The following is a 12,462-nucleotide window of genomic DNA, read 5'->3' on the forward strand; positions in this document are numbered from 1 at the left end:
GCAAGTATTTGTCCGGGCGGTATCCCGATAGGAAGCCGGACGGTTTTTATTTGCATGTTTCCGTCCGGTTATATATATTCAAGGCGATAAGGAGACGAACCATGAAAATATTTTCCTTGCTGATGACCGGTGTCTTTGCCTGCGGTCTGCTAGGTTGCGGGAATCCGCCAACAACACCGGAATCAACAACGGCCCAGATACCAATCATGGTCCGGGGGCAGCCGGCTTTGGTCCGGGCGCCGGATTTCTACCAGGGCGAGCTGGCCTGGACTAATGTGGAATATGTCCTGCATTCGTCGGCGGTCGGCCGGCTGGTTACCAATGACGGAGATAATCCTTATTCGGTGCCGGTATCATTCGGCTATTGCCGGGAGCGGATTTATTTCCATTCCTCAACCATGGGCAAGAAGATGAATAATATCGTCGATAATCCCAAGGTGGCGTTTGTGGTGGACCGGTATAACGAGCGCGAGGGTTGGGCCAGCATCAGCATTTTCGGCACGGCCCGCATCGTAGAGGGTCCGGAGGAAACCAGCCTGGCGCTCCAGCGTTTTTCCGCGGCCTATAAAAACCCGCCCGATGAAATAGAAGCAAAGGCGGCACAGGTAAAACCGGAACCGCTGCCGCCCATGGAACTGACCATGGTGGAGATTACCCCGGCCAAAATCACCTCGCGCCTCCTGCCGGTGTCTTTGGATTTGATGGCGAAAATGCCTTATATGACGGACAGCAAGATACCGGATCCGGGCAACCAACCGCTCAGCCCGGAAGATGCCCAGGTGTTCACCGGCGTGCTGCCGGCGGACACGGTCAAGTGGCTGCTGAATTCCGGCGCCTGGGGGCGCCTGAATATATTCGCGGGCGATTATCCTGATTCCGAGCCGGTGATATATTATTATCGAAACGGCAGTATATATATCGATTTGAAAAACGACGATTCACTGATAGCGCTGATTAAGAAAGACGGCCGGGTGAGTTTTTCCCTGGACCGGATAACCGATGATTTATCGGACTGGAAGGCCGGGCTGCCGGCCCTGGGCGGCAAGTCGCACAGCCGGCCGCTGACACAAACCGCCGGCCTGTGGCTCTGGCTAAGCATCAATGTTTTCGGCGATGCCCAAATAATCTTTGACCCAACACAGGCACTGACACATGTACGGATAAAAATCACCCCGCGGCTGATTACTTCAAAGGCCAGCCATATGCCCCTGACGCTCCCGAAAATGGTTTACACTTTCAAGGAGCCGCTGCTCCTAAGATAATTTATCCTTTAGCCAGGCCCGACTGCGGCGGGCAGGCAGGAAAGTGACGATTTTTGTTTGCTTGCGCCGGGAAATTATATATATTACAAAAACAATAAACAGAAAACTAAGGAGCTGAATCATGAAAATGTTTTCTTTGCTGATGACCGGCGTCTTTGCCTGCGGTCTGCTGGGTTGCGGGAATCCGTCAACAGCGCCGGCTAAAACACCGGCCGCGCCGGTTATAAAGGCCCAGCCGGACCCGGCCAAGGCGCCGGATTTCTATAAGGGGGACCTGAGCTGGCGCGAGATCGAATACATCCTGCATTCGTCCTCGGTCGGCCGCATCATCAGTTTCGGCGAACAATATCCTTATTCCGTGCCGGTGAGTTTCGTTTATTTCGAGGGCAAGGTGGTGATTCATTCCAGCCCCAGGGGGACGAAAATCAATAATATCAAAAAGAATCAATCGGTTTGTTTTGCGGTGGACCGCTATAACGAGCGCGAGGGCTGGGCCAGCATCAATATCTTCGGCCAGGCCAGTGTGGTGGCCGACCCGGCCAGGAAGGGCGAATTGATGGCCAAGTTCGAGGCGGCTTATACGGCCAGCCCAGACATGGTTGAAACCGCCGTGGCTAAGATGCAATTTAAGCCGGTGGATGTGCCGGTGGCCATGATAGAAATCGCTCCGGATAAGATTGCCAACCGAGTTTTGTCCGTGCCCAGGGATTGGCTGCTGAAATTCCCGTATATTGCCGGCCAGATACCGGGCGAGAATGTCCTACCGACCGGCGCGCACGGCGCCAGCACCAAACCCATGCCGGCTGAACTGATTGACTGGACGCTCTATTCCTGTTCCGCGGGACGGCTGGATACTTTAGCGGCCGGATATCCGGATTCCACGCCGGTTAATTACGCCTATTTTGACGGCAAGGTTTATGTCCATTCCCGCAATTACGGCTCCAAGGTAACCAATATCAGTAAAGACCAGCGGGTAGCTTTTTCCGTAGACCGTTTTAACAAGGAACGCTGGCTAAGCGTGAATGTTAGCGGCACGGCCCGGCTCATCACAGACCCGGCTGAGATGGCTTTGCTGATGAATAAATACACGGTGGCGTTTAACACCACCGAGATAGACAAGATACCCGAGGCGGTTAAGGCGGTCATCGCCCCCGAAGAACGGATAAATAAAAGCGTCGGGCGGATGGCTGAGAAGATGGTTCTGATTGAAATCACGCCCAATCAAATCACGGGCCGGATGAATAACGTGAAATTGAATGTGGTCAAGCTGCCATATACCCTAAAAGATAATCTCAGGCCGGAGCAGGAATAACCGGTAAATTCCGGTAGCATTATTTCGCGAAGTCAATAATTTTGACAGTACGCGTCCAGGCCGAATAGGCCATCAGGGCGGTAATACCGGCGGTTAAGACCCAGTAAATCAGCGTGACCCATTTTTCCGCTCTGTCAGCCCCCGGCTTAAAGATGCCGACGTCTTCCGCCAACCGGCTGAAAATCTCCCGGCACCAGATAAACCCCAGAACCAGAACGGCTATATAAAAAAGCTCTACGCTGCGGTGCCCACCATAAAAACGAGCTATTCTAATCATTATTCCTTTTTTAAGTGGTACTAACCAGCAATTTCTGGTATTGGCAGAATCCGCAGTCATCGGTATAATCCGGTATCTGCGAGCGGTCCAGGCAGTCCTTGGCCTTGATGAGTTCCTGTTCCACCCAGTTGTCATTGCCTTGGTATGCGTGGATTTCGATATTGAATTCTAGCCGGGCATCAAACTTTTCACAGTCCTTTTTGCCGTTGCAGTAGACGAAATAGCCGGTATCGGATATCCTGAATCCGTTCTGCCTGAAGAGCCACTGGTAGATTTCCATCTGGCGCTTCCAGGCAACATGCCATTCCTCGTTAAGCGAGAGATCGCCCTTTTTGGCCGTGGCTTTGTAATCCACGATGCTGAGATTGCCGTCCGGGTGTGCCCAGACATCGTCAATGGCTCCGAAGACCAGGAAATTGGTCTTTTTGTGCAGCATCTGGATGCCATGGAAGTTGTTGCGCCAGTCATCGAGTTTCTCGTGCCTGAAAGGCACGGCCGGGATGGCGTATTTTTCCATCAAGGGATGGATCTTTTGTTTGGCGCGGTAGAGGTCGAATTCACGCTTGAGCAATCCATCAACCGCCACATTCAGGGTAAAAGGCAGACCGTCCGGCTGTTTGATGCCCAACCGGCGGTCCAGGTAAAAACAGCGCGGGCAACTCATGAAGTTTTCCAGCTTGGTCCGGCTGAATTTAAAGAGCTCTTTTGATTTGGGGTCGTATAAGGTGGATTTTCTGGGCGGCATATCAGTTCCTTTCGCTATGTTTATTTTACACCCTACCATTTCGCTCATGAAAATCAACTATTTTACCACTATGCATAATCGAAAACTTAATCACATTTATCTCCTTATCATCTTAATTCGCGGTCTCTGCGGCGTTCCATTAAGTTTGGGCAAGATTTAACGGCAGACGCTCAGCGAGACGCCGACCCGGCCCCGGAATAATTCTTACCGCTTCGATAACCTACTCCATGATGATGAAATGCTTTATCAGGGTCCAGCCGATCAGGGCAATGCCGGCGCAATTGATTAGCCCTAATACCGCCACCTCAGGTACGGAGATGTGAAAATAGACAAATTTAGTCAGAAACCAGAATAACATGAAATATAAAAAACACATGCTAATGCCGACGCCTAAAACCGGCGGGAATATATAAAGAAAAAGAAAAGGAAATAATAGTTCCAGGAATGAACATACGGCCATTTTCTTCAGGTCCGAGGTAAAATGGAATATGGTTTCGCCGATACCGAGCCTGTCAATAATAAAGATGCCGGCCACCGATGAAAAGGTATGGGTGGCATAGACAATCAGCGCCAAAAGCCAGAATTTATCAATATCAATTTCCATATTTACCGGGTGCGCATCGCGCCTTGCTTTGATTGGGACGTTGAATTAATAATTTCCGTATAATTTAATCAGGTCGGCCGCGATCAGCGCATAAATAAAATACGTGATGAAAAACAGGGTTTCCCGCCACTTTGGCATTAATACCCAAACACCGGCCAGTATCCCGAACAGGATGGAAACCAGCCATAACTGCTGGATGCCCAGGATTAACGGCACGGCCAGGAAAGATAAGCAGGCCAGGAACGCGATAATTATTTTGCCCCATCTGGCTCCCAGCAATACCGGCAGAGTCATGACGCCGGACTGGCGGTCCGCCTCCGCATCCTTAATGGTGATAATATTGGCCGCCAGGGAAAACCCGAGCGGAATCAGTATCATGAATCCGGTCGGAAATTTATCAGCCGTCTTGACGCCGCCGAAGATTGAATAACCCAGCAGCATAGCCACCAGGGTGTTTATCCCGATGACCATCATATTGAGCGGGAAGACGCGCTTTAACCTGAAAGGCGGAGCCGAATAAACCAGGTATAACGCCTCAAAGAAAAACAGGATTAGCAAGGCGGTTAACGAGACATTAAATGCTATGAAGGCCGCCAGCAGAAAATAAATCAATCCGATAATTTTGTATTCGCCCAAGGGGATAATCCCGAGCGCCAGCGGCCGGTTTGGATTGGAAATCCGGTCGCTCTCTACATCAAAGATGTCATTAACCACCACCATAGCCTGGAAAGCAAAGAAGACAGACAAACACAGACTTCCGCAGGCCAGATAATCTATCGGATTACCGAATACCCCGAAGAAATCCCTGCCTTCCACCAGGTAGCCCAATAATATTCCGGCCAGCGTCATCCCGCAGAAGTGGATAGACCGGGTCAGCCGGATGTTCTGCACCAAAGCCAGGCATCTTTGGCGGTTGTATAAGTAATACCAGACAAAGAGCCCCAGCACAATGACCGGCAGATAAAGCAACGACGGCGCCAGAAATGCTATCGGTATCAAGCTGGGCGCATAAAATATCTGTTCGTAAGGAAGAACGCCAGCATCAGCCGGTGGCGGCATCTGAGGAAAAACAGCATGCCAGCCATAGGCTAGGATAACCAGGAAACCAAAGACGTAGAAGATGAAAGAAATGTAGAACAGCAGCGCGCCGGCCAGCGATTTAATCAGATTCCGAGTCTTGATGAAGATATAGATAATGGACAGCAGGCAGGCGATGACAAACTCTATCCTGATACCCGGCGGAGCGGTCCGGGGAAAGCTTACCCACGGATTGGCGCAATTCACGAAGAAATCCCAGACATGCTCGAATGTATGAGGATAGGTGATATTTTCCCCCTTGCCTCCGGACCAGATGAAATCAAAAATCGGCGGGAACCAGATAATCCAAAAGACAATAACCGTCTTGGAGATTTTCTCTATCCGTTCCCTGGTCAGAAGCCGGACCAGAATTACCAGGATGAGAAACTGGCTGACATACAGCAAAGAATAGTGACTGGTAAAAATGATTATGGCCAGATACGGGTCGTCTGAACACCCAATAGTCTTGACGCTTTCTAATGCCCCTTCCAGGAAATTGCGGATAAATATGATGCAGGAAAAGCATATCATCCACCAGCCGAATCCGATTTGGGTTGATTCAATGGAATCGAAAAACCGTTTCAATCTATTAAACATAAATCCAATTCGTGTAATTCCGGAGACACCCGCCCCGCCAGCCGGAATCTGATTTACTTTATCTCTTTTTCGCCCTTGAGTTCCGGTGCGCTCCAGTAGGTGCTCCCGGTCACGTTTAGTACGCTAACACGATCTCTTCCCTAACGAAGTCACGGCGGTTACGGTATTTGTTTTTCACCTTTCAGTTCGCCTAAAACCGAGTTTTTAATGTGTATTTTCAGGGTGTAAGGACCCTCTGCACCTTTTTTAATGGTTCCGTTGTATCCGCCTCTGATTTCAGAAATATTGTTTTGGGAATTACCCGGAACAGTGCGGTTGATGGCGCCCTTGGCAACTGATTTTTTTCCGGCATCGAATATTTCCACGGTCGCCGGCAAGATGCTGGGCGAAAACTTGCAGTATTCCTCGCCGGCCGAGCCATAAACGCTGACCGATTCGGGTATGCTGACGTTGTTATCCTGAATACTGCAAGAGCAGTCCAATTTATAAGGCGCGCCCCACTGGACTTTGACGGACTTTTTCTTGCCGTCTTTATCCTCTCCCTTAACTATCTCTATACTCTTCATCTCGCCGGCTTTGATGGCCATGGAACACTTTTTTTCCGGGATATATCCCAGCCAAAGACTGTAAGAACCACAGGGCACCAGAGCGGTTTTGCCTTTAGAGACGTCCAAATAAATATCGGACGTGTTCAGAATGAGCATCTCCGGCTTAAGCGGGCATTTAAAATCACTGAGCATATCCACTTCGCCGCATTCGCCTTCGTAAGGAGTCAGGGTAATCTGCTCTCCGCCGGTTTCTATTTCGCATTCGTAAAGTTTATTTTTAATATTGATAACCCGGCTGACCGGCAGAGCATAAAGTGATTTTCCGATAATAAAAGCGTCCCGGCCTTTTTCGTCATAGGCCTCGTTTTTATTGGCGTCAATCAGGGTGATTTCCAGGTCGTCGATTTTACCAGTGACATAAGCCGTAAATTCCTCGGGCGCCATGATACCACGCTGTATCATCTCAGGCGTTATAGCTTTTATTTTTTTCACCTTATTGTCCATCAAAGTCAATTGGTAGGTTTTCGGAGCGGTCGGCCCATCTGTGCCGGACCGAAGATATCCGGGCGAGGCCACAAGCATGGCCGATGCTGCGCAGACAGCCAGAAAAATAGATATCTTTTTCATACATCCTCCTTCATTATACATTTATCCATAATGCATGGGATACCGGGCCCATCTCAATCCGATATTGTCTTTCGACAAGCGCCACCAGATCCTGCAGCCAGAATTACATTAAAACCTTGCGCTTAATGTACAAATCTAATTATTCAATGCCTTCATAAAATATCGTCATCCAATCCTCTTCAGATGGTACTCTGCTATGCTTAATTAAAGATAATCATCAGTATAAATAAAATCAGCCAGCCAGCTGAAAGCGCGTAAAGGAAGTATTTCAATATTTTATTTTTACTGCTCAACCCCCAGGATAAAAAGGCCAGGGAAGGAATTCCCATGACAGTAAACCAGAGGAGCAACGAACCGCCCCAGAATATAAGCGTATAGGCCAGGGTGCCTTGCTGAACCGGACGATCGCCCTTGGTAAAAGCGGCAATCAAAAAGACAAGGAAAAATATTATAGCCAATGCGATGTAAGTGATGACGATAATTCTGAACCAGCGCGGATGTTTGTATTTTTCGGTATTTTCGCTCATCGTCTACTTTCCTTCCCACGTAGTTCCATATCCAGCCTACCATTTACGCTTTCGCCAGGCAAGATTTTATTTAAACTCCCCCGTTAAGGCGCTGGCGCATAACTTCGGCCATAATAATTGCGGCTGAGTGGCTCAAGGATAAGGACGGCCTTTCGTCATCGCCCGGGATATTGGGCATGGGTATCCTGAAAAAGCCGTCACACTGCTCGCGCACCACGGCTGATAAGCCCCTTTTTTCGCCGCCCAAGGCTATAATGCACGGACAGGAAAAATCCATATCATAAAACGTCCGTTTGGCCCCGGCTATCGCGCCCCATATCTTCAGTCCGGATCGGCTTAATTGTTTTAAGGTCTCGGATTCCTTTTCTATCTTGACCAAAGACAGACGTTCATAGGCGCCGCATGAGGTCCTTGAGAGCGTCAGCGGGTCAAAGTTCCAGATGTGTTTCTTGAGCAGGATGGCATCAAGGCCGAAGGCAAAGGCGGAACGGATGATGAACCCCAGATTCTGCTCGTCTTCCACGCCTTCCAGCAGGAGCATTAAAGATGCTTGCTCTTTCCTTTTGATATTGTCAATCAATTCATCAGCCGTGGTCAGGGATATAGACGAACAGATAGCAATGAGACCGCCGTGGGTCCTGCCCTTTGCCGCAGCATCGAGTTCCTCGGGTGAGACGGTTTTGACCGGGATATTCTGCTGGGTGGCCAGGGTCAGAACATCAGCGGTCTTGTCACGGTGCGCGCTCCAACTGACCATAATCAGTTCAATCTTACGCCGGTGCGCCTTCAGGGCAGCCAAAATGGACTGCCGGCCTTCAAGTTTCTCTTTCATCTTGAATAGAATAATCCGGGTTATTTTAGTGTGACGACATCCCGGGCGCAGCGGAAACCCAAATAGTTACTCCAAAATTGGCCCAGGTCTTTGGTTGCATCCGAACGTGAGCCAGGTAAGATGCCGTTTTTGCGGACCGTTAACCTGGCGCTGGTCGGTGAACTTATCCAACTGCCGCCCCTGATAGTATGCCCAATTCCGCTTTGAGGTCCTTTAGGATTGTCCGCGGCCCGTATTTGGTAATATGTGGGATCAAAGTAATCAGCGCACCATTCCGAGACATTGCCGGTGATATCCAAACATTCATAAGGACTCTTGTCAGCGTTATAAACGCCTACGGGTGCAGTCTTACCCGGGCCGTCTTCGCCGGTATTAGCTTTCTTTTCCTGATAGGCACTACCCCAGGGAAAGATTAATTGCCTATCCGAGCGCGCCAGTTTTTCCCATTCGGCCTCGGTCAGAAGTCGCTTGCGCGCCCATTTGGCATACGCCCAAGCGTCTTTCCATGAAACCTGCACCACTGGATGATTTAAAATATTTTCTATACTCTCACCTGTGCCTTTGGGGTCTTTCCACGAGGCGTTTTTAACCGGCTCCAGAACGCCATCATTATAAACCCAGCCGAAACCTTCGACCTCGGCGTCTGTAAGGTATTTAGCCTCTTCCACGAATTTGCGGAATTGTTCGTTGGTAATCTCAAGCTTATCAGCATAATAGGCAAACAGGTTAATCTTTGTAGCAGGTTTTTCTTCAGGAGCGCCGTTGTCATCGCCCCGGGTAAATTCGCCAGCCGGAATCAGGACCATTAATGATGAGTCATTGGTATTGGTGATAACGATATATGCCGACAGGTTTGAATCTCTTTGGCCGGTTGCAGGTTCGATACCGTTAAAATCCAGGAATTCCTTTTCGGTTAGCGCCTTTAACTGGTCAATCTCCGTAAAGCTGTCGGCATATTGCCGGGCGCTTTCCAGGGTGGCATACGCCTCCTTAAATAATTGCGACTGACGCTGCTGGTTGGCCTTGGCAATAGAATCTTTGTAACTCTTCTGACGGTTTGCTTCCATCTCGCGCAAGACTTCAGCCCATTTATCCTTAACTCGCCGGATGAACTGGTTAACCTCATTTGCCTTGATAAAATCATCCAGCATAGCAGCCCGTTTAGAGAGATTAAATTCCTTGGTGCTGTCCGAGATAATTTTGTCCACGGCCAGCTCTTCCTGCTTTATGCGGGCGTCTTCCACAAGTTTTTCGGCCAAAGGCAGGATTTCGCTCTTGCTGTACATGGCATTAAACCGTTTCAGAAGGCTTTTCATTTCCCTAAGGTAATCGCCTTCCAGCGAAATAAGCCAAACGCGCATCTGGAGATAGGTGGCAGCCGGTGGAATAAGTTCGTCCTCTAACTCTATAAGCCGCTCGGTTTCCTTGCGCGCCGCGGAGAAATCCTTTGACTCGATATTCTGAATAATCAGGTTAAATCTATTTTGCTCCTTGGTCTTGGCTTCTTCAATGGATTTAAGGGTCTCGGTAATCATGGCCTCAATCAGCCGGAGTTTTTCGTTCTGTTCGTCTATCTTCTTCTGAACCTCTTTTAACAGAGTAATAGCCGGAGCATAATCCTCTTTCCTGACCAGGATTTCTTCCAGAATCTTTTTGCTTTCATCGTATTGGGCCTGCTCGTAGAATTCGTTGGCTTTGTTATACAACGCCTGGAGTTCTTTCAAGAGCGGGTCTTCCGGAACCGACGTATTAATAGAACCGATCGTTGGAGGAGTAGTGACTCCGGCCATATCGGTGCCGGTTACGGTGTTAGACGCATTATGAGACGGAATTACCGGCGGTTTTTTCCATGGCTGCCAGAACCCCAAAACAGCCAAGACCGCCACCGTGGATACCAGAGCGGCCGTAGCCATAATTTTCTTTTTGCGTTTTTGGTAGATGATGGAACTGGGTGCCAACATTGTGGCGTCGATGCCAGACGCAGCCGCCCGCTCAGGGTCAATCGTGGCGTGAACCAGGGGCTTGCCTTTTTCGAAGGCATCCAGATCCTCCAGGAGCTTAGCCGGCGTGGCATAGCGTTTTTCCGGAGCCTTCTGGATACATTTCATTATGATGGCTTCCATACCTGGCGGGAAATCAGCCATATTCTGGGAAATCATCATGGCCGTGTCGTAGATATGATGGCGAATCATGCTCATGGCGCTTTCGCCTTCGAAGGGAATCTTGCCGGTAGCCATTTCATAAAGCACTATACCCAACGAATAAATATCGGAGCGGATATCAGCCGCGTTGCCCATACCCTGCTCAGGCGAAATATATTTAGGCGTGCCGATGACCGTGCCAACCATAGTGGCCTCATGGTCTCCGCCCTGAGCCAACTTGGCTAATCCAAAATCCATGACCTTGACCTGTGTATCTTTGATATTAATGGTAGCACTCATCAAGCTGGCTGATTTTTCCGCCTTCTCAGGTGAAGGCGAAATGATGGAAGAGCTGTATGAAACCATAATATTGGCCGGCTTGATGTCACGGTGAACAATCTGGGCCGGGGAATTCCAGGCGGCCTTAAAGGCCTTGGCAACCGAGACGGCCACGTGGATAATGTCATCTACTGAGAATATCCGCCCATTTTCCATACACTTGGAAAGAGGCACGCCCTGAACGAATTCCATAATGAAGTAGGGCGAGCCCTGGTATTCGCCGGCGCTGTAGACCTGAATGATATGCTCTTCGGCTAACTGGGCCAAGCATTCGGCTTCGCGCCGGAACCGGCGGACAAAGTCCGGATCGGCCGTAAGTTCCTTTTTGAGAATCTTGATGGCCACGGGCCGGTTGAGCGAAACCTGCTTGCCGATAAAAACCTCGCCCCAAGCGCCCTTGCCTAACAATTTAGCGCGGTCAAGTTCAAAATCACCCGCAATTATTTCTGATGGCATATTACAATGCTTTTATTTCTTTCACCAGTTCAGTGACTATCTTTGATTCAGTAATTTTGCGAATTCTCTTCCCTTGCTTGAAGAGGAATCCGAATCCGTCACCGCCGGCGATGCCAATGTCACATTCCTCGGCTTCGCCCGGACCATTCACCACGCATCCCATAATAGCCACCTTGATATCCTTGCCATTAAGAGATGGTGTGTGTCTCAATAATCCTTTCAACTTCTCCGCTATCCTAACAATATCCATTTCGCACCGACCGCAGGTCGGGCAGGAAATAATCTCAAGCCCGGCCTTGCGCAGTCCAAGTGATTGTAAAATCTTGTATCCGATTTTGACCTCATCGTGCGGCGCGCCGGTTACAGAAACCCTGATCGTATCGCCGATACCATCTAGAAGCAGTCCGCCGATGCCGATAGCAGATTTAATTGTAGCATCTTCTATGGTACCGCTGGCCGTCACACCCAAATGCATCGGGTAATCGCATTTACCGGCTACATAACGGTAGGCATTGACTGTCGTTACCACATCGGACGCTTTAAGCGATATCATCATATCATTGAAATGTAAAGATTGCAAATATTTTGCATATTCCAATGCTGATTCTGATATAGCTTGCCAGTTGCTTCTGGGAATGCCTTTTCCAGACGCTATTTTACTCCTGAGAGTGGATTTATACCATCCTTTTACCGAGCCGGAGTTTAAGCCCACCCGGATAGGGATATTTGCCTTTCGGGCTAACTTGACGATTCCGGCAATCGCATCTGGGTCCGTGATATTACCGGGATTGAGACGCACCGAATCCACGCCCTGTTTGATAGATTCCAAAGCTAGTTTAGGATTGAAATGAATATCTGCTTCTATGGGAATACGAATTTTCTTCTTTATCTGCGCCAGCGCCAGGGCGGACTGGTGATTTGGGATAGCCAGGCGAATAATTTCACAACCTAGTTCTTCTAACTCTTTTATCTGCCGGACCGTGGCGTTGACGTCAGCCGAATCGGTCTTGGTCATTGACTGGACCGAGATTGGCGCGCCGCCGCCTACCTTAACCCGACCGATATAAACAGCCCTGGTTTTACGGCGTTTAATACTTGCTTCCATAGGGGTAATTAAA

Annotated in this window: 11 protein-coding genes; 2 read left to right on the forward strand and 9 right to left on the reverse strand. The window is 49.4% G+C overall.

All coding sequences use genetic code 11. From position 1 onward, the window contains the following. The first annotated feature begins 101 nt into the window (after window positions 1-101). Both HZA49_01510 and HZA49_01515 read left to right on the forward strand, forming a co-directional pair. A complete protein-coding gene (locus HZA49_01510; GenBank protein MBI5778118.1) occupies window positions 102-1,262 on the forward strand; it encodes a pyridoxamine 5'-phosphate oxidase family protein in 1,161 nt (386 codons plus the stop codon). Window positions 1,263-1,383: 121 nt separating this feature from the next. Next, entirely contained in the window at window positions 1,384-2,574 is a 1,191-nt protein-coding gene (locus HZA49_01515; GenBank protein ID MBI5778119.1) for a pyridoxamine 5'-phosphate oxidase family protein, read from the forward strand. A gap of 19 nt (window positions 2,575-2,593) precedes the next feature. On the opposite strand, the gene HZA49_01520 is transcribed toward HZA49_01515, so the two are convergent. The 9 genes from HZA49_01520 to ispG all read right to left on the reverse strand — a co-directional run bounded on the left by HZA49_01520 (window position 2,594) and on the right by ispG (window position 12,449). Then, entirely contained in the window at window positions 2,594-2,851 is a 258-nt protein-coding gene (locus HZA49_01520; GenBank protein MBI5778120.1) for a hypothetical protein, read from the reverse strand. Between the two features lie 10 nt (window positions 2,852-2,861). Continuing rightward, window positions 2,862-3,614, reverse strand: coding sequence for a PD-(D/E)XK nuclease family protein (locus tag HZA49_01525; protein ID MBI5778121.1), 753 nt, complete (start codon window positions 3,612-3,614; stop codon window positions 2,862-2,864). Between the two features lie 202 nt (window positions 3,615-3,816). Then, window positions 3,817-4,200 (reverse strand): hypothetical protein, encoded by a 384-nt coding sequence (locus HZA49_01530; GenBank protein MBI5778122.1) that lies wholly within the window; start codon window positions 4,198-4,200, stop codon window positions 3,817-3,819. A 45-nt stretch (window positions 4,201-4,245) separates the two neighbouring features. Continuing rightward, on the reverse strand, window positions 4,246-5,874 hold the full coding sequence (locus HZA49_01535; GenBank protein MBI5778123.1) for a UbiA prenyltransferase family protein: 1,629 nt from the start codon (window positions 5,872-5,874) through the stop codon (window positions 4,246-4,248). Between the two features lie 158 nt (window positions 5,875-6,032). Next, the gene (locus HZA49_01540; GenBank protein MBI5778124.1) at window positions 6,033-7,049 is read right to left on the reverse strand and encodes a hypothetical protein; all 1,017 of its coding nucleotides are present in this window, start codon (window positions 7,047-7,049) and stop codon (window positions 6,033-6,035) included. Window positions 7,050-7,249: 200 nt separating this feature from the next. Beyond that, a complete protein-coding gene (locus HZA49_01545; protein ID MBI5778125.1) occupies window positions 7,250-7,576 on the reverse strand; it encodes a hypothetical protein in 327 nt (108 codons plus the stop codon). 70 nt (window positions 7,577-7,646) lie between these two features. Further along, the gene (locus HZA49_01550; protein ID MBI5778126.1) at window positions 7,647-8,408 is read right to left on the reverse strand and encodes an RNA methyltransferase; all 762 of its coding nucleotides are present in this window, start codon (window positions 8,406-8,408) and stop codon (window positions 7,647-7,649) included. A 20-nt stretch (window positions 8,409-8,428) separates the two neighbouring features. Beyond that, window positions 8,429-11,344 (reverse strand): SUMF1/EgtB/PvdO family nonheme iron enzyme, encoded by a 2,916-nt coding sequence (locus HZA49_01555; GenBank protein MBI5778127.1) that lies wholly within the window; start codon window positions 11,342-11,344, stop codon window positions 8,429-8,431. A 1-nt stretch (window position 11,345) separates the two neighbouring features. Further along, complete coding sequence (gene ispG, locus HZA49_01560; protein MBI5778128.1) at window positions 11,346-12,449, reverse strand: flavodoxin-dependent (E)-4-hydroxy-3-methylbut-2-enyl-diphosphate synthase; 1,104 nt, start codon at window positions 12,447-12,449, stop codon at window positions 11,346-11,348. Between the last annotated feature and the right edge of the window lie 13 nt (window positions 12,450-12,462).

It is taken from the genome of Planctomycetota bacterium (assembly GCA_016235865.1).
Taxonomy (GTDB): Bacteria; Planctomycetota; MHYJ01; order JACQXL01; family JACQXL01; genus JACRIK01.